General features: G+C 59.7%; 22 protein-coding genes and 1 riboswitch. Of the genes, 12 read left to right on the top strand and 10 right to left on the bottom strand.

Annotation, left to right across the window (positions count from 1 at the left end; genetic code table 11):
* Positions 1 to 156: 156 nt before the first annotated feature.
* Together KSY82_RS01520 and KSY82_RS01515 are read right to left on the bottom strand one after the other, a co-directional pair.
* On the bottom strand, positions 157 to 1,452 hold the full coding sequence (locus KSY82_RS01520; RefSeq protein WP_217749968.1) for a hypothetical protein: 1,296 nt from the start codon (positions 1,450 to 1,452) through the stop codon (positions 157 to 159).
* 140 nt (positions 1,453 to 1,592) lie between these two features.
* Entirely contained in the window at positions 1,593 to 2,555 is a 963-nt protein-coding gene (locus tag KSY82_RS01515) for a hypothetical protein (RefSeq protein ID WP_217749967.1), read from the bottom strand.
* Positions 2,556 to 2,758: 203 nt separating this feature from the next.
* On the opposite strand from KSY82_RS01515, the gene KSY82_RS01510 reads away from it, so the two are divergent.
* The 7 genes from KSY82_RS01510 to KSY82_RS01480 all read left to right on the top strand — a co-directional run bounded on the left by KSY82_RS01510 (position 2,759) and on the right by KSY82_RS01480 (position 10,338).
* Positions 2,759 to 4,738, top strand: a complete 1,980-nt coding sequence (locus KSY82_RS01510) for an NAD(+) synthase (RefSeq protein ID WP_254881662.1) — start codon at positions 2,759 to 2,761, stop codon at positions 4,736 to 4,738.
* A gap of 118 nt (positions 4,739 to 4,856) precedes the next feature.
* Entirely contained in the window at positions 4,857 to 6,020 is a 1,164-nt protein-coding gene (locus KSY82_RS01505; protein WP_217749965.1) for a pyridoxal phosphate-dependent aminotransferase, read from the top strand.
* A 201-nt stretch (positions 6,021 to 6,221) separates the two neighbouring features.
* Entirely contained in the window at positions 6,222 to 7,172 is a 951-nt protein-coding gene (locus KSY82_RS01500; RefSeq protein ID WP_117759056.1) for an L-lactate dehydrogenase, read from the top strand.
* 114 nt (positions 7,173 to 7,286) lie between these two features.
* A complete protein-coding gene (locus KSY82_RS01495) occupies positions 7,287 to 8,447 on the top strand; it encodes an Mbeg1-like protein (RefSeq protein ID WP_217749964.1) in 1,161 nt (386 codons plus the stop codon).
* Between the two features lie 110 nt (positions 8,448 to 8,557).
* Complete coding sequence (locus KSY82_RS01490) at positions 8,558 to 9,562, top strand: nucleoid-associated protein (RefSeq protein ID WP_022094136.1); 1,005 nt, start codon at positions 8,558 to 8,560, stop codon at positions 9,560 to 9,562.
* 84 nt (positions 9,563 to 9,646) lie between these two features.
* Positions 9,647 to 9,997, top strand: coding sequence for a hypothetical protein (locus KSY82_RS01485; RefSeq protein WP_117759052.1), 351 nt, complete (start codon positions 9,647 to 9,649; stop codon positions 9,995 to 9,997).
* Entirely contained in the window at positions 9,994 to 10,338 is a 345-nt protein-coding gene (locus KSY82_RS01480) for a type II toxin-antitoxin system RelE family toxin (RefSeq protein ID WP_117759050.1), read from the top strand. Before KSY82_RS01485 ends, KSY82_RS01480 begins: the two co-directional genes overlap by 4 nt.
* A 229-nt stretch (positions 10,339 to 10,567) precedes the next feature.
* On the opposite strand, the gene dapD is transcribed toward KSY82_RS01480, so the two are convergent.
* The 3 genes from dapD to dapA are packed head-to-tail and all read right to left on the bottom strand — an operon-like array spanning position 10,568 to position 14,369.
* Complete coding sequence (gene dapD, locus KSY82_RS01475) at positions 10,568 to 11,287, bottom strand: 2,3,4,5-tetrahydropyridine-2,6-dicarboxylate N-acetyltransferase (protein WP_117564410.1); 720 nt, start codon at positions 11,285 to 11,287, stop codon at positions 10,568 to 10,570.
* A gap of 39 nt (positions 11,288 to 11,326) precedes the next feature.
* Positions 11,327 to 12,067, bottom strand: coding sequence for a 4-hydroxy-tetrahydrodipicolinate reductase (gene dapB, locus KSY82_RS01470; RefSeq protein ID WP_217749963.1), 741 nt, complete (start codon positions 12,065 to 12,067; stop codon positions 11,327 to 11,329).
* Complete coding sequence (gene dapA / locus KSY82_RS10325; protein ID WP_254881661.1) at positions 12,060 to 14,369, bottom strand: 4-hydroxy-tetrahydrodipicolinate synthase; 2,310 nt, start codon at positions 14,367 to 14,369, stop codon at positions 12,060 to 12,062. The genes dapB and dapA overlap by 8 nt, the downstream gene beginning before the upstream one ends.
* Positions 14,370 to 14,434: 65 nt before the next feature.
* Positions 14,435 to 14,603: riboswitch (Lysine riboswitch) on the bottom strand.
* 144 nt (positions 14,604 to 14,747) lie between these two features.
* Between dapA and KSY82_RS01455 the strand changes: the two genes are divergently transcribed.
* Positions 14,748 to 15,935: an N-acetyldiaminopimelate deacetylase gene (locus KSY82_RS01455; RefSeq protein ID WP_254881660.1), complete on the top strand. Its 1,188-nt coding sequence runs from the start codon at positions 14,748 to 14,750 to the stop codon at positions 15,933 to 15,935.
* A gap of 2 nt (positions 15,936 to 15,937) precedes the next feature.
* Positions 15,938 to 16,258, top strand: a complete 321-nt coding sequence (locus KSY82_RS01450) for a hypothetical protein (protein WP_217749961.1) — start codon at positions 15,938 to 15,940, stop codon at positions 16,256 to 16,258.
* 93 nt (positions 16,259 to 16,351) lie between these two features.
* Here KSY82_RS01450 and KSY82_RS01445 read toward each other — a convergent pair whose 3' ends face one another.
* The 5 genes from KSY82_RS01445 to KSY82_RS01425 form a co-directional block, all read right to left on the bottom strand.
* The gene (locus tag KSY82_RS01445) at positions 16,352 to 17,671 is read right to left on the bottom strand and encodes an MFS transporter (RefSeq protein ID WP_217749960.1); all 1,320 of its coding nucleotides are present in this window, start codon (positions 17,669 to 17,671) and stop codon (positions 16,352 to 16,354) included.
* 53 nt (positions 17,672 to 17,724) lie between these two features.
* Positions 17,725 to 19,146, bottom strand: a complete 1,422-nt coding sequence (locus tag KSY82_RS01440; protein ID WP_217749959.1) for a M20/M25/M40 family metallo-hydrolase — start codon at positions 19,144 to 19,146, stop codon at positions 17,725 to 17,727.
* Positions 19,147 to 19,256: 110 nt separating this feature from the next.
* Complete coding sequence (locus tag KSY82_RS01435) at positions 19,257 to 19,700, bottom strand: aconitase X swivel domain-containing protein (protein ID WP_217749958.1); 444 nt, start codon at positions 19,698 to 19,700, stop codon at positions 19,257 to 19,259.
* 14 nt (positions 19,701 to 19,714) lie between these two features.
* Positions 19,715 to 20,992: an aconitase X gene (locus KSY82_RS01430; RefSeq protein ID WP_254881659.1), complete on the bottom strand. Its 1,278-nt coding sequence runs from the start codon at positions 20,990 to 20,992 to the stop codon at positions 19,715 to 19,717.
* A 21-nt stretch (positions 20,993 to 21,013) separates the two neighbouring features.
* Positions 21,014 to 23,335, bottom strand: a complete 2,322-nt coding sequence (locus tag KSY82_RS01425; RefSeq protein ID WP_217749956.1) for an NAD(P)/FAD-dependent oxidoreductase — start codon at positions 23,333 to 23,335, stop codon at positions 21,014 to 21,016.
* 224 nt (positions 23,336 to 23,559) lie between these two features.
* Here KSY82_RS01425 and KSY82_RS01420 point away from each other — a divergent pair, with 224 nt between their 5' ends.
* From KSY82_RS01420 to KSY82_RS01410, 3 genes are all read left to right on the top strand, one after another.
* Complete coding sequence (locus tag KSY82_RS01420) at positions 23,560 to 24,003, top strand: FxLYD domain-containing protein (RefSeq protein ID WP_217749955.1); 444 nt, start codon at positions 23,560 to 23,562, stop codon at positions 24,001 to 24,003.
* A 46-nt stretch (positions 24,004 to 24,049) separates the two neighbouring features.
* Complete coding sequence (locus KSY82_RS01415; RefSeq protein ID WP_217749954.1) at positions 24,050 to 24,472, top strand: XRE family transcriptional regulator; 423 nt, start codon at positions 24,050 to 24,052, stop codon at positions 24,470 to 24,472.
* 71 nt (positions 24,473 to 24,543) lie between these two features.
* Positions 24,544 to 25,959 (top strand): serine/threonine protein kinase, encoded by a 1,416-nt coding sequence (locus tag KSY82_RS01410; protein ID WP_217749953.1) that lies wholly within the window; start codon positions 24,544 to 24,546, stop codon positions 25,957 to 25,959.
* The last annotated feature ends 17 nt before the right edge of the window (positions 25,960 to 25,976 follow it).

The raw sequence follows: 25,976 nt of genomic DNA, 5'->3' as shown, positions 1-25,976 counted from the left end.
CCCATCTTGCCGTTCAAGCCGTCGCTCGCGTACCGAAGTACGCGTCGCTCCTCTTTCACGGCAACCTGGGGCACTTGCGGCCCGCTCGCTGTTGGTTACGCAACATCAACAAATAAAAACGGCTCAAATCCTGATTTGGATTTGAGCCGTTTGTCGTTACTGCTCGGGTTCTTCGACTTTATCGATGGCCCAGGTGGATCCGAGGCCACCGGTGGTGTTGCGGCGGACGCGCACGGTAACTTCGTGGCGCTCGCCGGCCTGCGTGTAGCGCAGGGGGAAGCTTGCGCGGTTTCGCGCGGCCTCGATGGTACCGCGCTCGCGGGCGATCCAGTAGTACTCGCCGACGATGCCGAGGGTATCGGCGCCGTAGGGGAGATAGGTCGACAGCTGGTGTAGCAACGGACCGGGGCAGAAGACCTCGGTTGCGAAATCGACGGGGAAGTCCTCGGGGATGGCGGGCGCTACGGGTGCGGGGGCCGGTACCATCGTCGGTGCGAAGGCCTGCTCATTGACGGGCGTCACCTCGATGACGGGCGCGGGTTCGGCGCCGAGTACTGATTCGGTGTCCGCTTTCGGCATCGCCGCGGAATCTGCGGGCTCGACGATGGCAGGTGCGTCTGCGGTCGCGGTGTCGAACTCGACTTGCGGAGCGCTCTGATTCTCGACGCTCGACTTTGCCTCGATGGGCGTGGATGCCATGGTGGTGATGCCGGCGTTTGCGTTCTCGGGGTCATAGACGACCGTGAGCGAGATGGCGGGCTGCGGTGCCTCGGGCTCCGGCGTCGACTCGGTAGCGTCTTGATCTGCGGGCTCGTCGGACTGATCGTCCTCGGCCTTGTCACCAAAGACATCGCTGTTTTGGAATGCAGACGTCTCGGGCTGGTCAGCGGCTTCTTCGGTTGTCGACTTGGGAGCTTCGTTGAGCTCCGCAGTGGTTTCCTGCTCAGATATGACTTCGGGATCGGTCGTGGCGGTGATTTCGGTTTCTGCTGTTACCTCAATAGCGACTTCGATCTCTGCCTCGGGCTCGGGCTCCGGCACGGCTTCAACCATGGTTTCTGGCTTGGGACGTTTAACGTGCTTGGGACGCACGGCCTTGAGGTCCTTCTCGCCGCGCTTTTTCTTTTTGTAGGACTGCTTGGCTCCCTTGGCTGCCTTGGGCTTGTCCTCGCCCTTGGCAAGGGCGGCATCCCAAGCCTCGTTGGCGATGACGGTGGCATACAGGCGACCGCCCTTAAAGACGGTCAGCTTAATGCAGTCGTCGAGCTCCTCGAGCAGCTCACGCGTGGACTCAAAGCCCAGGTCATAAGCGGTCATGTCGCCGGCGGCGAGCGCCTCCTCGACCTGTGTCATAAACGTTTGCTTGCCGCACCCAATCGCGTCGCGCAGCAGGCGATACAGATAGATGTGGTTGCCCAGCGAAAGCGTGGGCCTAACTATTGTCTTGCTCATGGCAAATCTCCTCTTTACACATGTAAAGCATCTTACCATCGCATAGCGTTCGCCATGGCGGCGCCCAAGGCAAACGGGCGCGAACCGCTTTCGATTCGCGCCCGTTGTACAGGTCGGTTATCTATGAGAGGCAAATGTACTTAGTTGCCCGATGCCGTGCCTTGGCTCGAGTTGTCAGATGCCGTGCCGGACGCGGTTCCACTCGAGCTGTTCGAGCTGTTGGTGTTGTTGCTGTCTGCTGTGCCCGTTCCCGAAGTGGTGTCGCTCGTCTGGCCGCCCGTGCTCGGCTGCGAACCGCCAGTCGTTTGGCTTGAGTCGGTCGTGCCGGACGGCGTGCTGCTGTTGGCCGTAGAGGAATCGGTGCCCTGCGATTGGTTTTGGGTGTTCGAGGACGAATTGGCAGAGGTAGAACTGTCTTGCGTATCGTCCGTCTGCGCCTGCTGATCTTGCGACTGGGTGTTGCCATTTGCATCGCTCTCGGTCGTGCGCGACGAAAGGATTGGCTCGGGGCGCTCGCCCAGACCCTCACCGGCGGTGGTTATAAGGATGGCGCCGGTGCAGGCGATGACCGCGACGATGGCGATGGCGATCGAGAAGACGATGACCTTCTTTTGCGTCTGGCTGCGCTCTGCCGCGGCCTTGGCGCGCAGGCTGTTAGGGGCGACGCGCGCCGTGGTCGCACGCCCCGCAACCTGGCGCATCTCCTGCGTAGTCGCGGCGCCGCCCAGGTGCTCCTCGGCATTAAGCTCAACGGGCTCATAGGCGCCGGCGGGGTAGTCGACGTCGGCGTGCGTACCTTTGAGGGCTTTGGCGCTGGCAGAGATAAAGTGGCGGTAGACCTGCGAGGACACAACGGTGATGACCGAGCTCACGGCGGCGCCAATTACTGAACCAGCGATGCCAATCTTGGAAGCAAGCGCGACACTTGTGGCGGCGGCTGCGGCGCCAGCGATGATCTGAGGAATGGAAATGTCATCGAACAGGCCCTTTTTGGGCGCGATGGCCATGGTCTGTCCGATGGAATGGTTTTCGTGCACGCCGTTGTTGAGCGCGGCCGGTGTCATGACGCGCGTGCGCGGCGCGTCGGTGTACTTGGTTGTCATACGGGGTCCTCCCGGTGTAAATCTGCTTCGTTTCATGTAGCCATCAGGGTACCCACCAGATGTGAATCGTACGTGACATTTAACAGATACCATCAACTCATCAATAGCTCACCAAGTTGGTGGGATGCGGTTACACCCGGCGGTTGAACTACAATAGGGCTTGCTAATTGTTGTGAATGGCGTCTACGCACGGGAGCATTCTTATGAATCTTCACCTTTCTCAGTCTGATGGCTTTTTGCGTGTGGCGGCGGCGTCGCCGCGGATTCGCGTGGCCGATGTCGAGGGCAATGCCGAGGTTGCGCTGGCGGCTGTTCGCGATGCTGCCGAGCGCGGCGTTCGCGCGCTGGTGTTGCCCGAGCTTAATCTGACTGGCTATACCGCGGCTGATCTGTTCCATAACCGCACGCTGCTGCATGCCTGCGAGACGGCACTTGTGCACATTCTCGATGAAACCCGCGATCTGCCGATTGTCTTTACCATCGGTCTTCCCGTTGCAGTTGCCGAGAATATCTACAACTGCGCTGCCGTGTGCTGCGCGGGCGAGCTTTTGGGTCTTACGGCCAAGAAGTATCTGCCCAACTATGGTGAGTTCTATGAGCGTCGCTGGTTTGCTCCATCGCCTGCGGATCCCGTGTGGGTCGAGTTTGCCGGTCAGGGTCCGGTTCCGCTGGGTTCGGGGCTTGCCTACCGCTGCTGTGATGAAGGTGCCGAGGATATGGTGCTGGGCGTTGAGGTCTGCGAGGACCTGTGGGTGCCGGCGCCCCCTTCGACCGAGATGGCGCTTGCCGGTGCGACGGTGATCCTCAATCCGTCGGCTTCGGACGAGATTATCGGTAAGGCGGATTACCGCCGCAGCCTAATCTCCAACCAGAGCGCGCGCCTGTACTGCGCCTATGCCTACGCGGACGCGAGCGAGGGCGAGTCCACGACCGACATGGTCTTTGCGGGCGAGAACCTCGTCTACGAAAACGGCTCCAAGCTCGCCGCGACCAAACTGCTTACCTGCGATATGGCCATCGCCGACGTTGACCTTGACCGCCTGGTTGCCGAGCGCCGTCGCTCGACGACGTGGACGCGCACCGACGATGCGCCGGAGGCCACGGCCGTTGAGTTTTCGTTTGAGGGCGTGCTGGCCGAAGAACCTGTCCTGCGCGATGCCTGCGATATCGACCGCGTTTTCCCGCGCGCGCCCTTTGTGCCGGCCGACCACGGCGACTTGGCCGAGCGCTGCGAGACGATCCTCGGTCTGCAGACTGCGGGCCTCAAGACCCGCCTCGCCCACACAGGTACCAAGGCTGCGGTCATCGGCCTTTCGGGCGGCTTGGACTCCACGCTAGCGCTGCTTGTGACCGTGCGTGCCTTCGATGCGCTGGGGCTGTCGCGCACGGGTATCACGGCGGTTTCCATTCCCGGCTTTGGCACGACGCACCGCACTAAGTCCAATGCCGAGTCGCTCGCTCGTGACTTGGGTGTGAGCTTCCGCGAGGTCTCAATCCATGCTGCCGTGGAACAGCACTTTAAGGATATCGAGCATGATCCGGCCGTGCAGGACGTGACCTACGAGAACAGCCAGGCGCGCGAGCGTACGCAGATTCTGATGGATCTGGCCAACCAGGCTGGCGGTTTTGTCATCGGCACGGGCGACCTGTCGGAGCTGGCGCTCGGCTGGGCTACCTATAACGGCGACCACATGAGCATGTACGCCGTCAACGCGAGCGTGCCTAAGACGCTTGTGCGCCATCTGGTGCGCTATGCGGCCGATGTGTTTGGCGGGCGTATTGCCGAGACGCTGCTCGACATCCTCGATACGCCGGTGTCCCCCGAGCTTCTGCCGCCCACGGGCGACGGCGAGATTGCGCAGAAGACCGAGGATTTGGTGGGCCCGTATGAGCTGCACGACTACTTCCTCTACTACCTGCTGCGTTTTGGCTTTGAGCCGGGCAAGATCTACCGCATGGCGCTCAAGAGCTTTGAGGGCGTCTACGATGTCAAGACCGTCCACACGTGGCTACGTACGTTCTACCGCCGCTTCTTTGCCCAGCAGTTTAAGCGCAGCTGCCTGCCCGATGGTCCCAAGGTGGGATCGGTGACGCTCAGCCCGCGCGGCGATTGGCGTATGCCGAGTGACGCTAGCTCGTGTCTGTGGCTTGCGCAGATCGACGCGCTCAATCCAATTGACTGAGGTTGGCCAAATTGAACCAATGCGGGGGTTGCAAGCGTTACACTTTTGCAATCTGATGGCCCGTATCGCGCGGCGCTCTTGTCGGAGCGCCGCGTTTTTTATATCGAAAGGTGGCACCATGCAGGCATCGCAGCGTCTCGACCGCTTTGGCGCGGAGGTCTTCGCCTCGCTCAACAACAAACTGCTCGCGCTGAAGGCTCAGGGCAAGACCATTTACAACATGAGCGTGGGCACGCCCGACTTTAAGCCGTACAATCACGTGGTCGAGGCACTCACGCAAGCAGCCCAAGATCCCGAGATGTGGAAGTATGCCCTGCGCGACCTGCCCGAGCTCAAGCAGGCTGTGTGCGATTACTATGAGCGCCGCTTTGGCGTTTCGGGCATTACGCCGTCCATGGTGCAGTCGTGCAACGGCACGCAGGAAGGCGTGGGTCATTTGGGTCTGGCCCTGCTCGACCCGGGTGACACCATCCTGGTGCCCGATCCGTGCTACCCGGTCTTTGAGGCGGGTGCCAAGATCGCCGATGCCAAGCTCGAGTACTATCCGCTGATTGCCGAGCACAATTACCTGCCCTATGTGGCGGGTATCGATCCCGAGGTTGCCGATCGTGCCAAGTATATGATCGTGTCGCTGCCCGCCAACCCGGTGGGCTCGGTGGGCACGCCCGAGGTCTACGAGGAGATCATCGCTTTCGCCCGCGAGCACGACCTGCTCATCGTCCATGACAACGCGTACTCCGACATCGTGTTCGACGGCGAGCCGGGTGGCAGCTTCTTGCAGTATCCCGGTGCGCTCGAGGTGGGTGTGGAGTTCTTCTCGCTTTCCAAGTCGTTTAACGTCACCGGTGCCCGCATTGGCTTTTTGGTCGGTCGCGAGGACGTGGTCTCGGCCTTTGCCAAGCTGCGCAGCCAGATTGACTTCGGTATGTTCCTCCCGATCCAGAAGGCTGCTATCGCGTGCCTTAATGGCCCGCGCGATGAGGTCGAGGCACAGCGTCTGAAGTACCAGGAGCGCCGCGATGTCCTGTGCGACGGTCTTGAGGGCCTGGGCTGGGAGCGTCCCAACGCGCATGGCTCTATGTTTGTGTGGGCCAAGCTCCCCGGTGGCCGCACCGATTCGATGGCGTTTTGCGAGGAGCTCATGGAGAAGGCCGGCGTTGTGGTGACGCCGGGCGCGAGCTTTGGTCCTTCGGGCGAGGGACACGTGCGCATGGCGCTGGTCTTGCCGCCCGACCAGATCGCTTTGGCTGTCGAGGCCATTCGCGAGGCGGGCCTGTATTAGAAAGCTATTTCGCCTCGTCAATATATCGAAACCGATTTCGTACAGTTATTTTACGAATTCTGCAAACAATTTCGGTAAACGGTCGATTTTTGGCTGCGAATAGGAGCATAATCAAAGTCCCGATTGGATGTATTGGGATTACGGCAAGCCGCTCGGGTCGTTCCCGGGCGGCTTGTTTGTGGAGAGAGATGGGAGTTTCTAATGGTTAACGAGAAGAAGGTCGCTATTGTCGGCTGCGGCTTCGTCGGTTCGTCTTCGGCGTTCGCTCTGATGCAGAGCGGTCTGTTCTCCGAGATGGTCCTCATCGACGTGGACAAGAACCGCGCCGAGGGTGAGGCTCTGGATATCGCGCACGGCATGACGTTTGCCGAGCCGATGAAGATCTACGCCGGCGATTATTCCGATGTCGCCGACGCCGCCATGATCGTCGTCACCGCTGGCGCTGCCCAGAAGCCCGGTGAGACCCGCCTGGACCTGGTCAACAAGAACGTAAACATCTTTAAGTCCATTATCCCCGAGATTAAGAAGTCCGGCTTTGACGGTATTCTGCTCATCGTCTCCAACCCGGTCGATGTTCTGACTTATGCCGCCATCAAGATGTCCGGCTTGCCCGAGGGCCATGTCATCGGCTCCGGCACCGTGCTCGACACCGGCCGTCTGCAGCAGATGCTTGGCGCCCACGTCGAGGTTGACCCGCGCGACGTTCAGGCCTACGTCATGGGTGAGCACGGCGACTCCGAGTTTGTCGCTTGGTCCAGCGCTCAGGTTGCCGGCGTTCCGCTGAACACCTTCTGCGAGCTTCACGGCCACCTGGAGCATGAAGCCGCCGAGAAACGTATCGCCGAGGACGTCAAGAACTCCGCCTACACCATCATCGAGAAGAAGCACGCCACCTACTATGGTGTCGCCATGGCCGTCAAGCGCATCTGCACCGCCGTCATGCGCGATGAGCAGACCGTTCTGCCCGTCTCCTCGCTCATGGTGGGCGAGTACGGCCTGTCCGATCTTGCCATCTCTATGCCGACCGTCGTTGGCCGCGACGGCGTTGTCTGCCGCGTCCCCGTGCCGCTGGACGATGACGAGCAGCATGAGCTCACCGCCTCCGCCAAGGCCCTCAAGGACATCATCGACAGCGTCGACTTCTCCTGCTAAATCAAGCTCGCTAGAGCGAAAAGCTACAATGAAGGCGTCCGAGTCCACGCGGCCCGGGCGCTTTTTTGGTGCAAAGTAACCTGACCCCAATGCACTATAGTCGATGGGAGGGCCATGTCGGATTCGCCTAATTTTTTGACCTATGCCCAGACGGCGTTTGATCCGTTTGAGGAGCGGCCGTTCTGCGCGGTGGATAGCCTGGTCTTTGCGTGGTTGTCCTATTTGCGTTTGCCGGGTGATATGGCGGAGCTGACGAACTGGCAGGGCCTAGACGTACGCGAGCTGCTGCGTGCCGAGTGCTATCGGGACATGATTGACGACTTGTGGGACCCGGAGGGGAGCAGGGCCTTGTTGGAGGCCGTGGCAGCAAGTCCTCGCTACCGTGGCGTGCACGTTTGCGGCTATCGTGCTGTGAGCGATGTGGTGGCGACGGAGCAGTTTGCAGCCATGGCGTTCCGGTTTCCGGCGGGGTTTAGTTACCTTTCCTTCCGGGGGACCGACAGCACGATTGTGGGTTGGAAAGAGGACTTTAACATGGCGTTCCGGTGTCCTGTGCCGGCCCAGGAATCCGCGGCACGTTATGTGGACGAGGCGGCGGATGCGATTGACGGGCCGCTTTTGTGCGGAGGTCATTCCAAGGGTGGAAACCTTGCGGTGTACGGTGCGGCAATGTGCTCCGATGTCGCCCGTGAGCGAATCGAACGGGCATATTCCCATGATGGTCCGGGTTTCGTCGAGGAGTTCCTGAACGGCGACGCCTTTGCCGATCTTTCCGGTCGAATCGACAAGACGCTACCTCGGTCGTCGATCTTTGGCATGATGTTCGAGACACAGGAGGACTATGCCATCGTTGAGAGCACCGAGTTCAGCCTGCTGCAGCACAATCCCTTTAGCTGGGTGGTTGATGGCCACGACTTCGTGTACTGTGAGCGCCTGTCTGCCGGTGCTCGATACGTTGATGGCTCCATTCGCGAGATGCTGCTTGCAGTGTCGCCCAGCGAGCGCGAGCGTTTTGTAGATGCGTTGTTCTCTGTGTTTGAGGCTACGGGTGCTGAGCGGTTTGCGGATATCGCTGGGAATCTGCGCGAGAGCCTGCCCGTGATGCTCCAGGCTGCGCAAGGCTTTGACAAGGATACGCGACGTTTTGTCTCGCAGACCATCGTGGCAATCCTTAAATGCGCACTGCTGCCCAAACGACCCCAGATCGACATGCCCGCTGCCGGCAAGAGTTTGGCAGAACAGCTCGAGGCTTGGCAGTCCGAGCTCCTGCGCTAGCCATTGGTGCAAAGCACCTGTCCCCGATGCACCAATCTTCGATGCGTCTGGGGCGGGCTCGACCGCTATACTGGTTCGTGCCGAAATCGATCTAGAACGGAATGCCGTATATGAAAATCAATCACGCGATTCTGCATATCCTGGACTTTGACTCTGCCGTCAACGTTATGAGCCAGCGCGAGTTGGATATCGAGAGCCGCACCGTGCGCAACTTCGTGACCACGCATCTGCGCCGCGCGCGCACCTCGGCCGACAATAAACGCGCCACGTTTGCCGAGAACTCTGCGTTTGGCGGCGAGCTCAAGGGCTATTTCTTTGGCGAGCGCGAGTTCGTGGACCTGTCGCAGCAGATTGCGGAGTTTATCTCCTCCGAGCTCACCAAAGCCGAGAAAGCCGAGTCCACCGACGTGCTCGTGGCCGATTTTGACGACGATGAGGATGCCCGCTGGTTTGCCGTGATGCTGCTGGGCTCCAAGCAGGCATTCATGCACGAAGTGGGCCGCGAGGAAGGGGAGGTGCGCAACGACATCGCGCGCCACTACGCCATTCTGCCGAACCCCTCGCAAAAGGTGCCGAGCTATGCCATCGTGCGCGCAAGCACCATGGAGATCGGCTACGTGGACAAGAAGCGCAAGATTGCCGGCGAGGACCGTATGCTTATCCCCGATGGCCTGCTGCAGTGCGACACGGGGGTATCGGGCAAGGAGGTCATCGACACCGTGACGCGTGTGGTCGAGGAAGTCGCCGAGGAGCACGGTGCCAACACGGCTGTAGCACTCGCCAAGGTTAAGGCTGCTGTTGCCGAGAAAGTTGAGGATGACGAGGAACTGCCCCCTTGGGATATCGTCGATGAGGTCTTTGAGGACGAGCCGGTTATCAAGGAGAGCGTGCGCGCGGCACTGACTGAGGAGAAGGTGCCTGAGCGTGTGCCCGTGGAGCGCAAGCAGGTCGAACGCGCGGCGGTGCGCAATCACAAGATCCGTACCGACACGGGCATCGAGATCAGCTTCCCGGCCGAGATGGGTTCGAACTCTGAGTACATCGAGTTTGTCAACGAGCCCAACGGCCTCATCTCCATCGAGCTCAAGAATATCGGCAGCATCGAGAATCGATAGTGCTTTTTTCTTTCGAATAAAAGTCTGGATTATATTTTGAAGTATACTTTGAAATATAATCCAGATTATTTTTTGGAGGTCAAAATGTCCCCACTTGTTCTGGAAAAACCGGTGTTTACAAAAGACCAGGTTGTTTCGGCTACCGAAGCAAGCAAGTCTTTATCTGCCATTCGTAAACGCGCAAAACGCGCACCACAGTTCATTGCCGATCATAACGATATCGATACCGTGATTATCGACTATGCCGCCTATGAGGAAATGTACGGCGCGCTGCAGTATCTGCACGAACTTGAGATAAATCGCATCGCTGCGGATCGAGTCAAGCATGGTCCGCATGAATTTGTTCCGTTTGAGGACGCCCTAACTACCGAGGAGCTCGCGGAGTTTGAATCGATGGATCCGGACGCGATTCCCGATGAGGATCTTTTCGAATGAGTGGGCATTTTGTCGTCGGCTTTTTGAATCGAGACGTCGAGAAGGAGTATCAAAAACTAGATGGATCTCAGCGAAGACTCGTCCGTATTGCAGTCGCGAAATTAAAGACGCGCGCTGATGAAATTGGAACGCCGCTTCACGGTGAGCTTGCCGGCTGCAAAAAGATCAAATGGCGGAATGCAGGACTCCGAATGGTTTTTCGAATCCGGGAGGACGGAACGGTTGAGATTGCCGAGATCGTGGCAATAGGGCGGCGCGACCGTTCCGAGGTCTATAAGACGGCCGCAGGGCGCCTGTCAAAGCGACCCGCCATGGTTGAATACGACGGAACCCTGAGATGATGAAAGCCGAAGCCCCGATGGGCTTCGGCCTTTTTTGTTTTCGGCTTGGTTGCTGACATTGCGCCGCAGGTTGAGCATACGTCAGCGAAAACGACCCAGAGCGAGCATGGTGACGTGAAAGAGGAGGACATTGACCTTTTGGTCATGCCCGACGATTGAACGTCAGATTGCCGCTCTGGGGCGTTTGCAGCGTCGAGTAGTTACGGCGTTTGGTAAAACGCCGTAACTATTAAAGTTGACGCAAGCCCTCTTCGAGGCCGGTCTTGCTGTCGGTCTTCTCGTCGCGCATCTTGATGACGCGGGCGGGGACACCGGCCACGACGGCACCGGCGGGGACGTCCTCGACGCACACGGCGCCGGCGGCAACGACAGCGCCCTTGCCTACGTGCACGCCCTCCAGGACCACGGCGTTGGCGCCGATCATGACATCGTCCTCGATGATGACGGGCGTGGCGCTGGCGGGCTCCACGACGCCTGCCAGCACGGTGCCGGCGCCGATGTGGCAGTTCTTGCCCACGGTGGCGCGGCCGCCCAGCACGGCGCCCATATCGATCATGGAGCCTTCGCCAATGACGGAGCCGATGTTGATGATGGCGCCCATCATGATGACGGCGCGATCGCCGATCTCGACGCGGTCGCGGATGATCGCGCCCGGCTCGATGCGGGCGTTGATGCCCTTGAGGTCGAGCATGGGTACGGCGGAGTTGCGGCAATCGTTTTCAACGTCGTAGTAATCGATGGAGTCGGCGTTGGCGTCCAGGATGGCCTTAAGCTCATCCCAGTCACCAAAAACAGTCTTGCCACGACGACCGCCATAGACGTGTGCGTTGCCCCACTGGACCTTCATGCCCGGCTTTTCGCGCACGTACAGTTTGACGGGCGTTTTCTTGGGCGCGGTGGCGATGTAGTTGATAATCTCCTGTGCATCCATCTCGGCTGCATTGCTCATTTGCTGTCTCTCCTTTGAGTGAATCCGGTTGATACCTGGTTAAGCAAACATGACCTGGTCGAACGTATAGAAGCCGGGCTCGCGGGTGACGAGCTTCTGCGCGGCTGCTAGGGCGCCGTTGACAAAGATCTGACGACTCGTGGCGCGGTGCGCGAGCGTAACCTCCTCGTCCTGGCCAAAGAAACTCACTTCGTGCACGCCGGCGACAGTGCCACCGCGCAGCGAGTGCATGCCGATCTCCTTGGGGTCGCGCGCTCCGCACATGCCCTCGCGGCCATAGACGGGGTGGTAGCCTGCCTCGGGCTCGGCTTCGACGACGGCATCGAGCAGCAACTTGGCAGTGCCGCTGGGGGCATCGACCTTTTGGTTATGGTGCGTCTCGACGATTTCGCAGTCAAAGCCGGGCAGCTCGCGTGTGGCCTGGGCCACCAGATGACGCAGGGCTGCGATACCGATGGAGTAATTTCCGGAGTGCATGACGCGGGCGTACTGACCCAGCTCGCGCAGGCGATCCATCTGCTCGGGTGTGTAGCCCGTGGTGCCCGAGACCAACGCCGCGCCCGTGCGCTCGACATAGGCGACGACAGCATCGAAGGTTGCAACGTTCGAGAAGTCGATGATGACGTCGGCTGCCGGGGCGTTCTCGAGCTCGGACAAGTCGAAGCCGATCTGGGCGACGATATCAAAAACGGGCTGACCGGCGGCGTCGACAACGCCCTCGGCGGTGGTGCGGATGAGCGAGCCCATGCGGCCCGTTCCCATAATGACGGTCTTAATCAAGCAGACCAGCTCCCTTCAGAGCATCGGTAAGTGCGGAGCGCGTGTCGTTGGCCATGGGGCACAGCGGCATACGGTAGTTTGCCTCGATCATACCTATTTGGGCGAGCGCTTCCTTGACGGGGATGGGGTTGACCTCACTAAAGAGGGCGTTGATGAGCGGCTGGCCGGCAATCTGGATATCGCGGGCACGTGCCACGTCACCGTCCAGATAGGCGCGGCACATGTCGTGCACGAGCTGCGGCTGAACATCGGCCCACACGCTGATGGTGCCCGAGGCACCCAGGCTCATGAGCGGCACGGTGAGGGCATCCTCACCCGAGTACATACGGAAGTCGTCGGACAGCAGGTGTGCGATCTTGGCCGCGTAGGCGACGTTGCCCGAGGCCTCCTTTATACCCATGATGTTGGGGTGCGCGGCCAAGCGCTCTACGTTGCGCTCGCTGATGCCGCAGCCGCAGCGGCCGGGGATGTTGTAGAGGATGCAAGGGATGTCCACGGCATCGGCGACGGTCTTAAAGTGCTGGTAGATGCCCTCTTCATTTGACTTGTTGTAGTAGGGGGTAATGAGCAGCAGACCGTCGGCGCCCAGGCCTTGGTAAGTGAGCGACTTGGTGAGCATGGTTTGCGTGGAGTTGGAGCCCGAGCCGGCGATGACGGGGACGCGTCCTGCAACATGCTTGACCACGGCGGCGACGACGGAGTTGTCCTCGTCATCGGTCATTGTGGCGCTCTCGCCGGTGGTGCCCAGGGTGAGGATGGCGTCGGTGCCGTTTTGCAGGTGGAAATCGATAAGGCGCTCGAGCGCGTCAAAGTCGACGCTGCCGTCCTTTTTAAACGGCGTGACGAGGGCGACGATTGAGCCCTCGAGGTTGCGGATATCCATGTTCTTCCCCTTCGCTTCCGCGATCTGGATGCGTTTGTTCCATTGGGCGGCGACGGCCAGGCGCTCGTCCTGAGCGCGACGACGAGCGCTTTCGGCACGCGATTTGGCCAGCAGCTCTCGGCCGCACGGCAGCACGTCGAGCGTGGCAAAATAGTCGCCCGGGCGCTCGGCGCGGCGGATAAGGTCGGCCGAGCCGTCGGGACGCAGCAGCACCTCGGCGGAGCGCAGGCGGCCGTTGTAGTTGTAGCCCATGGAGTAGCCATGCGCGCCGGTATCGTGGATCACGAGCACATCGCCCATGTCGATCTGCGGCAGCTCGCGATCGATGGCGAACTTGTCGTTGTTCTCGCACAGATTGCCCGTAATGTCGTATGTGTTTGTGACAGGAGCCGCGGTCTTGTCGGAGCCACCCGGCTGGCCCATCACCGTAATGTGGTGGTAGGCGCCATACATGGCAGGGCGGATCAGATCGACGGCGCTTGCGTCGACACCGATATAGTCCTTGTAGATTTGCTTCTCGTGGATGGCCTTGGTGACCAGGCAGCCGTAGGGGCCCATCATAAAGCGGCCCATCTCGGTGCAGATGGCCACATCGCCCATGCCGGCGGGAACCAGGATCTCGTCATAGACCGCGTGCACTCCCTCGCCGATGGCGTGAATGTCGTTGGCCTGCTGCTCGGGCAGATAGGGGATGCCGACGCCGCCGGATAGATTGATGAAGGCGACATGTGCGCCGGTCTCGCGCTCCAGGCGCACGGCAAGCTCAAAGAGGATGCGCGCAAGCTTGGGGTAGTAGTCGTTGGTGACGGTGTTGCTGGCAAGGAATGCGTGGATGCCAAAGTCCTCGGCACCCTTGGCCTTGAGCATGCGGAAGGCCTCGAAGAGCTGCTTGGTGGTCATGCCGTACTTGGAGTCGCCGGGGTTATCCATGATGCCGTTGGAGAGCTGGAACAGGCCGCCCGGATTAAAGCGGCAGCTGACCGTCTTGGGGATGGGTCCCGCAACGCGCTCAAAGAACTCGATGTGGCTGATGTCGTCAAAGTTGACGATGGCGCCCAGCTTGTCGGCGAGCTCAAAGTCTGCCGCCGGCGTGTCGTTGGACGAGAACATGATGTCATGGCCGGTGATGCCCAGCGAGCGGGCGATCATGAGCTCGGTATAGCTCGAGCAATCGCAGCCGCAGCCGTATTCGTTGAGAATTGAGATAAGGGCCGGGTTGGGGTTGGCCTTGACGGCAAAGTACTCCTTAAACCCCGGGTTCCACGCAAAGGCGTCGCGCACTTCTTGCATGTTGCGGCGGATACCCGCCTCGTCGTATAGATGAAACGGCGTGGGGAACTGCTCGACGATATGCTCGAGTGTCTCCTTGTCCACAAACGGCTGCTTGGCCGCATATGCCTCGTTGGGGGTCAATGCCATGTCCCGTAAACCTCGCTATCCAGACGGCGCCATCTGCGCATCGAATCCGCATAGCGTGGACCCAATGTCCGGATAGCGCTCCCGCATTGCTGCAGACAGTCCTGCGAGTGTTTCCCGCAGGCCCACCAGGCTGTTCGTGCCCGAAAAACCCAGTTCGGCGGGTTTCGCCTCCCCGCGGGGTCAAAGTCTGCCGACTCGCCCGCGGCTCTTCGTGCCCGCGCCTCTATCAAGTGGTAAAGACCCTACCACGTTGCACTTTACCAAACAAGAGTATTCGTATATAACGTTTAAAAAATGCAGCATCATGCTAGAAACGAGGGCGCCACAATCCTGCGTCACAATAGGTGACAACTGAGTTGCCCCATGAAAGGAATCCCCATGACCGAGCTCCAAGAACTCCGTCGCTATCGTCGCGACCTGCATCGCATTCCGGAGCTCGACTTCGATCTTCCGCAAACTATCGCCTATATCGAGGGCGTGCTCGCTCCGCTTGCCTGCGAGGTGATCCATCCGTGCCCTAGTTGCGTGTGCGCTTTCTTCGACGCTGGCACGGGTGCCTCGCATGCCACGGCGATTCGTGCCGATATGGATGCGTTGCCTATTGCGGAGACGACGGGCGCCGCTTTTGCCTCGACGCATCCCGGCAAGATGCACGCGTGCGGCCACGACGGGCACATGGCTATGGCCCTCGCGGCGGCAACTTTTGTCGACCGTACGATTCGTGAGCAGCCGGGCGTTATTAAGCGCAACGTGCTTTTTGTGTTCCAGCCGGCCGAGGAAACAACCGGTGGCGCTAAGACGGTATGCGAGAGCGGCGTGTTCGAGCGCTACGGGGTCGACCGCATCTTTGGCTTTCACGTGTGGCCCGATCTTCCTGCCGGTGCGCTGGCGAGCTGTCCCGGTCCGCTGCTGGCGCGCTCGAGCGAGACGCACATTCATATCCATGGCACGAGCATCCATATCGCCAAGACCTACGGCGTTCCAGTCGAGGAATCACATGACGCAGCGCTGGCGGCGGCAAAGTTCCTGGTTGCCGAGCGCGAGCTGATGGACGAGCTGGGTGCCGATGAGCCCTGCATCGGTAAGTTTGGCCTGCTGCAGGCCGGCACCGTCTGCAATGCGGTGGCGGGGGAGGCCCATGTTGCCGGTAGCTTGCGTGTGTTTACAGACGACATGTTCGACCGGGCACGCGAGGGCGTGCGCCGCGTGCTGGACGATGCCTGCGCCGCAACGGGCTGCACGTACGATCTCGATTTTGCCGAGGGCTATCCGCCGGTCGACAACGACCCCGAGTTATTTGCCAATGTCGCGTCTGCCTTGCCCGAGCTGCAGCTCGTGGATGAGCCTTTGCTGATTGCCGAGGACTTCGCCTTCTATCAGCGCCATCTGCCGGGCGTGTTCTTCCTGCTGGGCACGGGCGTGCCGGAGGCGCAAGAAAACCCGATTGACGCTGATGGCTGCCCAGCCTATGCGATGAGCGCTCTTCACACTGATACCATGCTCTTTGATGAGGAAATTTTGCTCAAGGGCCTCGATGTCTACAAACGATTGCTTGACTTGGAGTGATGATGAAGCGCCGACAGACTGTCGTTTATAGTCCCGGTGGGTGTGGATGCGGCTTGCTGCTGCTTCCGGTTATTGCTGTGAGCATTGGCGTGATGTTTGCGCTTGCTGGACTGGCGGCAGCGGCACTTGTGCTGTTGATTGTGGCCATTGGCGTGACGATTTGGCTCTGCCGCAATCGCGAGCAACGCCGTGCCGATGGTAACACCAATGCCGGCTGGGTCGTCTTCCTGATTATTGCGTACCCGCTGAGCATCAGTTACTTGGCGTTCTTTATCCTGCTGCTCATCAGCACCTTTACTGGGGAATCCGTCACGGTGGGGTAGGCTTCGATAAGCTTCTTGAGGATGAAACGAAAAAGGGGTCGGATGGGCGCTTTGCCCGTCCGACCCCTTTCGCACGGTAGTTAATTCGGTCTCCTACTTTGCTGCCTCGCGGCGAGCGACCTCGTCGATCAAGATGGCATCGCCGTGCTTGGCGGCGGCAATGCTCGCGGCCATAAACATGCCCATTGCCGTGATGTAGGCGAAGAGCATCGACGGCGCCACGTCCATAACGATGCCGGAGAGAATCGGTGTCGCCACCTGAGCCGCCATGCTCACGGTGTAGTAGTAACCGGAGTAGCGGCCCACGCTTTGGGAGCTGCAGCACTCCAGAATCATCGTGTACACGCACAGGTCCACGCCGCCCAGCGCAACGCCCATCAACAAAAAGACGCCGTACAGCACGGGCGAGAAACCGGGTGCCAGCCAAAGAAGCGCGGGGCATAAAACCATGATGACGGCGGTGCCCAGGGCGACCTTTTTACGGCCGATTTTGAGCGAAAGATTTGCCAAGGGAACGTAGCTTAGCAGCGCGCCTGCAATCGTCACGATATTGATGATGGCATAGGAACCGCCCTCCATGCCGTAGAACATATCGGCATAGCGGCTGATATTGGTGGTCATGGCGTTATAGCTCATGTAATAGAAAAACGTTGCGGCGAGCAGCATGATGATGGAGCGACGCACGCCGGTGTCTACAATGCGTTCCTTACCGCCGGCCTCGGGGGAGTCATCTTTGTCAATCTGATCCTCGTCGATGCCCATGGACAGCGATTTCTCGCGCATCTTTTCGACGAGGGCGGGCTCACGGACAAAGATGCCGTAGACAACGGCCGACACGAGGATAAAAGCGGCCTGCAAGATAAAGAGCGGAAGATAATCGGGTTTGTCGGCCTTGGGAACCATGACCGAGATAGCGACGAGCATAAGGCCCGTTCCCGCATAGCCGACGATCTTTTCGATCGAGTCCGCCTTGGTTCGCAGTGGGCGAGGCGTAATATCGGCCACGATGGCAACCGTCATGGTGCGGTAGGCGCATATTGCCAAAAGCGTGAGGATAATCGCGCCAAGGAGCAGAGGTAGGCTGCCCATGTTGTTGGCAATCGCGATGAGCGGGACGGAGAACATCGCCACCGCGGAGCCGCCCAAGATAAAGGGCGTTCGGCGCCCGAGTTTGCTTGTGCAACGGTCCGAGAGGATGCCAAAGAGCGGAAGCAGGAACAGACCAAAGACATTATCGATGGCCATGATCGCGCCGGTGAGCGAGTTGGATAGGCCAAAGGTCCCCGTGAGCATCTTGGGAACGATGCCGTCGTAGACCTGCCAAAAGCTGATCATGCCCATAAAGGGTAGAGAGGCGAGGGCGACGGCCTTGGTATCGAGCCGGGCCGCCCGCTTAAGATTCGGTTGGGTCATGCTGGTTCTCCTGGTCGGTAAAAGCGGGGAGGGGCGCTATCGGCCCTCCTGTCCTACAGTTGTTTAAGGTTGGCGAGAAACGCCACATAGAATTCGATGCCGCGCTTGTAGACGTCGACGCCGATGCGTTCGTTGGCGGCATGGATGAGCTTGCGCGCCTCGCCCGAGTAGATAAAGCCGCAGAAGCGGTAGACGCGATCGCAGATCTCGTTGAACTCGCGCGAGTCGGTGCAGGAGTTCTGCACGTAGGGGGCAAAGCCGGCCTCGGGATAGACACCAGACACGCAGCGATGGATGTAGTTGAAGGCGGCATCGTCTTCGTAAGGCGAGATGGGCGCGGGCTCGGTGTAGGGAATCGCCTCGTTGATTTCGACGGTGACATGGTCGGGGCTTACGCCCGAGGCGCGGCACTGCTGAGCGGCGAGCCTGCGAGCGCGCTCAACGGCATCGGCGATGGTCTCGAACGGAGCGATGCGCACGTTGAAATTGGCGCGAGCGACCGGTGGCAGCACGTTGTGCGCGTTGGAGCCTTCGAGCTGCGTGAGCGCATAGGTTGTGCGCAGCATGGCCGAGGTCTCGGGGCTGGCGGCCATGATCTTGGTAACCGCGGGGCGCGTGAGCCACAGGTTGCCAAAGATTGCCTGATACGTCGCGCTGCTACGGGCACCCAGCTCGGTCAGAGTGGCCTCGACGGCGGGCGTGAGCTGCGGCTTGCCGGGGTTGGCCGAGATAGTTTCGCATACACGGCAGAGAAGACGGCAGGCATCGTTTGCCGCAGGCGTAGAGGCATGGCCGCCGTCGGCGCGCGCCGTGACGGTAAGGTCGACGTGGCCCTTCTCGGACACGCCTACCATGGCAACGGGTTCGGTGACGCCGAGCGGGGCGTCGGTTGCCACGGCTCCACCCTCATCGAGCACCATATAGGGATGGATGTTATGCTCGCGAAGCCACTGCACTGCATGGGTTGCAGTAGGTGCGGCGATTTCCTCGCCATCGCTCGAGAAGAACCAGACATCGCGCGGGGGAACGAAGTCCTGGGCAATCAAATGCTCGGCGGCCTCGAAAAAAGCCGAGACGATGCACTTGGTGTCGAGTGATCCGCGGGCCCAGATTTCGCCGTCGATGATCTCGGCTCCAAAGGGATCATGCTTCCAGTCTTGGCCCTCGACGGGCACGACGTCCTGATGCGCCATCATGACGATGGGGTCCAAGGCGGAATCGGCGCCAGGCCAACGCAGGAGCATGCCAAAGTCGTCGACGCGTGTGAGCTCGGCGACTTTAAAGAAATGCGGATAAAGTCGCTGAAGCGTGGGAATCCACTGGCTGAAGGGCTCATCGTCGCGCTCGGCGATGTCCTCACGCGAAACGGTGGGGATGCGGAGCAATTCGCGAAAACGCTCGACGGCTGCCTCGTCTGCCTTGTAGGTGCCTGCATCAAGAGGCGCGCCCTGTGCGACCGATACCGATGCTCCCATGGTGGGACTCCTTTCGTGTTGTATATCGAATACGTCAAGATTATCGCCCGCACCGCGTGTGGGAAATGGCGAAACACGTTGTTCATCTGCGGGCGGTGGGTCGGATAGCCTTAGCCGACGATGACCGTGCCGTCTTCGGTCACGGTGATGGCGTCTCCCGTCGACGCGGCATCGAGAAACTCATCGCCCAGGTTGTCAATGGTGGGCATGGGGGTGTCGGTCCATACACCCGAGAGGATCGCGCCAGCGGCGGCAAGGCTGTCAATGGGTTTGGAAAACAGCAGGCATGCGGGTTGGCGCCCCATTTTGGTGGCGCAGAAGAGCACCATGCCGCCTGTGGTGGATCCGATAGTCTGCGGAAGGCACAAGGCACATCCCGCCAAAGGTTTGCCGTACAAGTCGGGATTGTTTTGGTCGGAACACGTGGCCTTTTTGTCGCCAAACATCAGTGCCTTCTGAAACGATGCGAGTGTGTTGAGCCCTCCGTGAGAGACAAGTGCCTTGGCGTGGGCAGTTCCGGGGACAACGACACGGCCGTGAAAGATTTTTTCCATGAGGAGTCGCCTTCCTATTTGATTGGTTTTCCGGTGGTGACGTAGGCGAGCACCTCGTCGTCGGTGTAGTAGCGCGATGCCGAGTACGTACGCAACTTGTTGGAGTTGGTGATGATGGGCATGCTGCCGCACAGCGGGTTGTTGGTGTACATAAGCGGGCAGATGCTCGAGACGACGGCGCCGGTAGTCGAGAGGCGTCTGTATGCCGCAGTCTTGCGGAAGGCGTCTGCCACGGATGGGGCGGCGGTCAGTACGGCTGGTACTTGCACGCGGCAGTTGCCGGAGGCGCTCAGCCCATCGCAGATGGCGTCTGCCCAATGGACGAGTTGTGCAGACGAGAGGTGGGGGCAGCCGATGAAGGCAAGCTTGGGGCGCGCGCCCGGGTTCTTCCACATAACGGGGTAACTCGAGCGGATGCGTTCCAACTCGGCGTCGTCAATGCGATAGATTTGGGCGTCTGGTGCTATGAGGTGTTCGCCTTGTTCGACGGCCTCGGGCGTGATGCCGTCCACGTGGTAGAGCCCGACAGCGCCGTTCGATGCACTGGCGGCGCCCATGTCCTTAAGGTAGTCCTGCGTGCCGGGTGTGAGTTCGCGGCCAAGCCAGCGGTCGAGGCCTTTAATGTAAGGGACGTCTTCCATCACCTTCATGCCGATGGCGCTGCCAAGCACTTGCGCTTCGGGCTTGCGCTTACAGTCGACTTCGATGATCCAGGTCGCCTTGCGGCCCTCATCGGTGAGCAAGCCGAATTCCGGGACAAAGCCGGCAATTGAGCCGAACATCTCGATGATGCCGGAGTTGCGATTGCAGCGAGCGCCCAACACGGAGTTGGCAAAGACCACCGCGCTGCTTTCTGCCCAGCTTAGGATGTCGCCACGCCGAGGTCGATTGCCAACTTCGGGCTGGTAGCAGGTGCAGGTGAAAGCATCGTTGTCCAATAGGCCCATGCTGCGCAGCTGTGCCTCATAATCGTCTTGTTTGGAATACATAATCTTGAACAGCAGCTTTTGCAGCGGGTTGGCCGGGACGGCGGGGTCGAGGGGTCTCGGGTCGACCGAGAATGACTGACCGGACAGGGCGCCGTCTTTCAGCAGCTCATCCATAAGATCATAGACTGGACCGAGCATGGAGAGGCCAAAACTTGTGACAAGATGACCGTTTGCGCCGGTCACGGGAACCATACGCTCGGCGCCAAAGCATTCGCCGTACATAACGAGGGTCTTGACCACTTTGGCCATGGCGGGGCCCTTGACGCCGTCGAGTAGGGCTTGTTGTTGGGAGGTCAGGTTCATCTGTGAGCCCATCCTTTCGTGTTAGATATTGGTGCCGAGCCGGTATGCCGCACGGACCGCTTCGAGCACACGGCCGGGTGCAAACCCATCGCCGATGCTATGCAGCTCGTCTGCGGCGTGTGTCTGCTGCAGTTTGTAGAACAGCGCGTCGTCGGGGTGTCCGCCGCAGGCAATGATTACCAGGTCGCAGGTTAGCTCGAGCGACTTCCGGTCGTTTCCGATTTTGGGTGCAAGCGGATTTTCGACGTTCTCGGGCAAGATCGGTGACCACGAGACGTAGGGGTCGGGAACGTTTTTGTGGCAGTTGCGACTCAAGTGGAGACGCGCGCACCTCGATGGGGCTCCAGACTCGCGTTTGCCGCCGACTTCCGCGCGCTCGACGCGTGTCATATTGAGGAGCCGCACATTGCGTCCCCTGAGCGCATGGAGTAGGTGGCCACGATTTGCCGTGCAGGCGCCCTGCATCATGTGAGGCAGCATTTCAATTACGCTGACCTGTGGTATGCCGTGTTCGACGGTGAGCCATTGGGCAACCTCGCAGCCCACGGCCCCTCCGCCAATGATGGCGACGGTTTTGGCGTTGCCAAGCAGCGCGGGTTGGCGCAGTAGCTGCGTTGCCTGCACGGCATGGCCCGATGCTGCAAGCTCCGTAAGGCCGGGGACGGGCGGTATCGCATTGGAAGTGCCTGTCGCGCACACGATTGCGTCGAAGTCTGCTTTTGCAAGATCTTCGGCGCGTGCCGCCCGTCCAAGTTCGAGTGTCAGGTTCCCGTTGGGTTTTTCTGCCTGCTCGCGCACCTGTCGAACAAGATAAGAGCGGTAATTATCGAGGTCGAACTTGATCCGGGCGGCGCTGGCGGAGAGGAGTTTTCCTCCAAGTTCATCTTCGGCGTCGATGAGCTTTACGTCGTGGCCACGACGCGCGGCGATTAGCGCACAGACCATCCCGGCGGGTCCGGCTCCTATCACCGCTATGCGTTTGGGTTCTATGGTGGGAGCGGGTGTCTGGGGCATGAGGTATTCAAAGCTGCAGCGTGGATTGACGGCACACTGCGGATGGCCCCCTTCGACAAACTCGTTGAGGCATCCTTCCTGGCATCCGATACAGGGGCGAATATCTGCCACGCGACCGGCGTACGCCTTGTTGGGCCACTCGGGATCCGCAAGCAGCGGGCGTCCGAGCATGATCATATCGGCGTCGCCATTGCGAAGGGCGCGTTCGGCAATGTCGGGGTAGCCCAACTTACCCACCGCGACAACGGGTACGGGAAGGCCGGCATTGGAGCGGATATTGTCGGCGGCAAAGCGCTCCCGAACGGCGCGCGCCACGGGAACGAAGCAGCCTGCGGGCATGCTCGCAGGCGGGTGGGGCATCCACCAGTTGTCATAGCAACCAAGGTCGACGTCAAAGATGTCTACTCCCGCCGCCACGAGCTCTTCCATATAACACAGGGTCTGTTCGACTGTGCGGCCGCCGCGCATGCGTCCCAGATAGGTCGAATTCATGACCTGCTCGTCATAGGTTTCCTCGAGTGCAAGCGAAAGGTCGATGCGGTACATGATGGGGTAGTCGGGCCCAACGCGGCGACGGATTTCTTTGACCATATCGAGGCCAAATTGACGCCAATCGGCATAACGTCCGAGCTTGCGATGGTTAAAGGCGGGGTTTCCGAGCTGCTCGATAAGATAACCCTCGTGCCCGTGCAAACAGACGCCATCGATGCCCATGGCATGGGCATCGGCCGCCGCTTGGCCGATATTGTTTACGATACGGCGCAGCTTTTGGTCCGAGAGGCGCATGCATGGAATGGCGGGGATGTAGTAGTTAGGCAAGAAACTCGCCGAGACCGGAAACTTCTTTTGCGTGATGAGGCATTGTGGGTTGCCCACGCGGCCGAGTCCAGCCGTAAGCTGGACAAAAATGCGCGATCCGAAGGCATGGACACCTTGGGCAAGGTCGCGCCAGCCTGCCATAACGGTTCGGCTTCGATCGATGCGCGGGAAATAGGTGAGCTTGTCCAGCTCGGTGACCGTGGTATCGATGCCGTGGCTTACCGGTACGAGTCCTGTTGTGATGAGGCCGCAGCCGCCTTTGGCGCGGGCGAAAAAGTACTGCAGCATCATGTCGCTGGGGCGACCAGTTTCCTCGCACATGTCGATATTGCCCATCGGCGCCATGACAATGCGGTTTTTGACGGTGAGCTTGTTGATTTTGATGGGAGAGAAGAGCTTGTCAAAAGGATAGAGCTCTTGTGTCATGCGGGACGATCCGCAACCGGTTTTTTTGGCGGGCCAGCTGTCGAATGAGTCGACGAGTTGCTGCACCAGTACGTCTTTTCCCAATGAGGTTCCTTTCAGATGTTGACAAGGTAACAAAGCAGTTTACGTCTAAATGTTTAATAGTCAACAACAAAGGCATGAGTTCGGTGAAGGAAAAAAAGGACTCAATGAGTGCCAGGTGGCAAGCTGTGTTGCGACATTAGCTCCCAGCTAATGAATTTGAGCTCGCTGCCTCCTACGATGTGCTGTGTGCCGGCACGGTAGCCGGATCGTAGGAAGGATGCATAATGGCAAAAGAGGGAAAGAAGCCGATCGGCAAGATCATTCTGGGCGTCATCGTGGTGCTCGTTGTTGCCGGCGTTGTAGGCTCTATGGGTGGTAACTCGTCTGATTCGTCAACGGGTGATGCAGCAAAGCCTGCCGAACAGACCCAGCAAGTCGAGGAACAAAAAGAGGCACAAGAACCCTATACGGTTTCGGATGAGGCCGGGGATACGTCTAATCAGTTCGCGTATATGATCACTGGCACGTTGACCAATAATACGGATAAAGAGCAAAGCTACATTCAGATTGAGTATGTTCTGTATGACGCAGACGGCAATCAGGTGGGAACGGCTCTTGCGAACACCAACCATCTCAAAGCGGGTGGCACCTGGAAGTTCGAAGCGATGAGCACGGTATCTCCCGACCAGGTTGCCAGCTGGGAACGTTCTGACGTGAGCGGTTTTTAACTAGAATTAAAAACATGGTTACTATGCGAGCTGGGGGTGAGGCCATATGCCCGATAAGAAGCTAACCGAAGAGTTGCTCAACGAGCTGCTTGATGCCCCGAGTATCGAGGGCTATATCAAAGAGCACGACTTTGCCGCCCCGTCGCTTTCGGACTACCTTAAGCAGCTGCTGCAGGAAAAGGGCTTAGAGCGTTCGCGCGTGGTGCGCATGGCCGACCTCAACGAGACCTTTGGTTATCAATTTTTTACCGGTGCGCGCCACCCAAGCCGTAATAAGGTGCTGCAGATTGCCTTTGCGATGGCGTTGACGCTCAAGGAGACCAACCGCGCCTTGACGGCGGCGGGCGCCAATGTCCTCAACTGCAAGGACCGCCGTGACGCCATCATCATTTTCTGTATCGATCGCGGCTGCAGCCTGCAAAAGGTGAACGAGGAGCTGTATCGCTTTGGTGAGGAGACGGTGAGCTAACGGTTGGCTGCCGGCGGAAGCGCCGTTCACGAGATTTAGAACGTGCGGGGCACGGGCGTCATGGGGCGTCCATGCCCTGCGTTATTATGGACGCTATGGATACTCAGAGCCCAACATATTCCGATGATGAGCTGACCGCTGCGCTCGCCGGACACCTGGCGTCACTCGAGCGTGATGACAGTTATCGCGTAGACCGTGTGCTCAAGCACTCCGACGTCGAGACGACCGAGCTCGTGTACTTTGAGGGCTCCGGCGGAGGATCTCTTGGCCCCTTTGTTCGCAAGCGCATCGACGCGTCGGCCCAGATTGGTGGGGCGTATGAACGCCTGTTTGCTGCCCAGCATGCCGGGCGACGCTACGAGCACTTGCCTCGGATTGTCGATTGCCGCCGCGTGGGCGACGAGCTTTGCGTGGTCATGGAATACATCGAAGGCGAAACACTCGGGGCCCTGGTGGGACGTTTGGGTGAGTCGCCCCATTATGCTTGTGAACTGTTTGGCGCCCTTTGTGATGCAGTTGCGGAGCTCCATGCCGGCTTTGCGTCGGCGGGGGAGATGGCTGCGCCGGTGATCCATCGCGACCTAAAGCCCTCGAATATCATCGTGTCGGGCGCGAGCTATACGCCCGATACGGGCATGACGTTTTCATCGCTGGTGATTATCGACTTGGGAATCGCTCGCGCGTGGCGTGAGGGAGCCGATGCCGATACCGTTAAGTTTGGCACGCGTCCCTATGCACCGCCCGAGCAGTATGGTTTTGGCCAGACGGGCGTGCGAAGCGATGTCTATGCGCTCGGTGCCCTGCTGTTCTTTTGTCTGACGGGGGCCGACCCCAAGCCGGGTCGGGGCATGCGCGAGCAATGCGAGGCATATGATATCCCCGCCTCGCTTGCCGATGTTATTTGCATGGCGATGGCACTCGATCCGGACAAGCGCTTTGCAAGCGCGAAGGCGCTAGGGCACGCTGTGCGCGCATCGTATGCGTTGTCCGCACCGACGCCGTCGTGCGCGCCGAATGCTGCTTCCTTCCAAGAGCCTCCGGAGCGGCGAGCTGTGTGCCCTGCGCCCGTGCTCCCCACGGATCAGTCTCAGGGTGGATTGCCGTTGGTGTCTGAGCGCTCGAGTTTACTTTCCCGCATTCCCGACACAATTGGGCGCATTTGGAACGCATTCGTCTATCTTTCGCTACTTGTTTTCTTTGCCGGAAGCCATGTTGCCGTTTTTCATCCCACGGGCGCCAACCAAAACTACCCGATGTGGTTTCTCGCGATTGAGTATTTTATCTTCGTCGACGGTCTCGTAGTGCTCATTCATTTTGCGATGCTCGATAAACGCCGCCTTCGCCGGCGGTTTGAACTACTCGATAGATATCGCGGTAAAAAGCTTGCAAAGCTCTGGCTCAAGGCCATGGGTGTGCTCTTGTTGGCAATGATTATCATTGTTGCCATCGCAAACGCGACTGGTGTCGTCGATACCTCCGTCGCGTAAAAGAAAAAGGGCCCCGA

It is taken from the genome of Collinsella aerofaciens, assembly GCF_019131995.1.
Classification (GTDB): domain Bacteria; phylum Actinomycetota; class Coriobacteriia; order Coriobacteriales; family Coriobacteriaceae; genus Collinsella; species Collinsella aerofaciens_S.
This window is presented reverse-complemented; position numbering and strand designations above follow the sequence as displayed.

Coding starts and splice junctions, on each gene's coding strand:
- KSY82_RS01495 (WP_217749964.1), top strand. CDS start 7,287: ATGTCGGATTCGCCTAATTTTTTGACCTATGCCCAGACGGCGTTTGAT.
- KSY82_RS01500 (WP_117759056.1), top strand. CDS start 6,222: ATGGTTAACGAGAAGAAGGTCGCTATTGTCGGCTGCGGCTTCGTCGGT.
- KSY82_RS01445 (WP_217749960.1), bottom strand. CDS start 17,671: ATGACCCAACCGAATCTTAAGCGGGCGGCCCGGCTCGATACCAAGGCC.
- KSY82_RS01480 (WP_117759050.1), top strand. CDS start 9,994: ATGAGTGGGCATTTTGTCGTCGGCTTTTTGAATCGAGACGTCGAGAAG.
- KSY82_RS01515 (WP_217749967.1), bottom strand. CDS start 2,555: ATGACAACCAAGTACACCGACGCGCCGCGCACGCGCGTCATGACACCG.
- KSY82_RS01490 (WP_022094136.1), top strand. CDS start 8,558: ATGAAAATCAATCACGCGATTCTGCATATCCTGGACTTTGACTCTGCC.
- KSY82_RS01455 (WP_254881660.1), top strand. CDS start 14,748: ATGACCGAGCTCCAAGAACTCCGTCGCTATCGTCGCGACCTGCATCGC.
- KSY82_RS01505 (WP_217749965.1), top strand. CDS start 4,857: ATGCAGGCATCGCAGCGTCTCGACCGCTTTGGCGCGGAGGTCTTCGCC.
- KSY82_RS01435 (WP_217749958.1), bottom strand. CDS start 19,700: ATGGAAAAAATCTTTCACGGCCGTGTCGTTGTCCCCGGAACTGCCCAC.
- KSY82_RS01450 (WP_217749961.1), top strand. CDS start 15,938: ATGAAGCGCCGACAGACTGTCGTTTATAGTCCCGGTGGGTGTGGATGC.
- KSY82_RS01510 (WP_254881662.1), top strand. CDS start 2,759: ATGAATCTTCACCTTTCTCAGTCTGATGGCTTTTTGCGTGTGGCGGCG.
- dapD (WP_117564410.1), bottom strand. CDS start 11,287: ATGAGCAATGCAGCCGAGATGGATGCACAGGAGATTATCAACTACATC.
- dapA (WP_254881661.1), bottom strand. CDS start 14,369: ATGGCATTGACCCCCAACGAGGCATATGCGGCCAAGCAGCCGTTTGTG.
- KSY82_RS01430 (WP_254881659.1), bottom strand. CDS start 20,992: ATGAACCTGACCTCCCAACAACAAGCCCTACTCGACGGCGTCAAGGGC.
- KSY82_RS01410 (WP_217749953.1), top strand. CDS start 24,544: ATGCCCTGCGTTATTATGGACGCTATGGATACTCAGAGCCCAACATAT.
- KSY82_RS01440 (WP_217749959.1), bottom strand. CDS start 19,146: ATGGGAGCATCGGTATCGGTCGCACAGGGCGCGCCTCTTGATGCAGGC.
- KSY82_RS01415 (WP_217749954.1), top strand. CDS start 24,050: ATGCCCGATAAGAAGCTAACCGAAGAGTTGCTCAACGAGCTGCTTGAT.
- KSY82_RS01485 (WP_117759052.1), top strand. CDS start 9,647: ATGTCCCCACTTGTTCTGGAAAAACCGGTGTTTACAAAAGACCAGGTT.
- KSY82_RS01520 (WP_217749968.1), bottom strand. CDS start 1,452: ATGAGCAAGACAATAGTTAGGCCCACGCTTTCGCTGGGCAACCACATC.
- KSY82_RS01420 (WP_217749955.1), top strand. CDS start 23,560: ATGGCAAAAGAGGGAAAGAAGCCGATCGGCAAGATCATTCTGGGCGTC.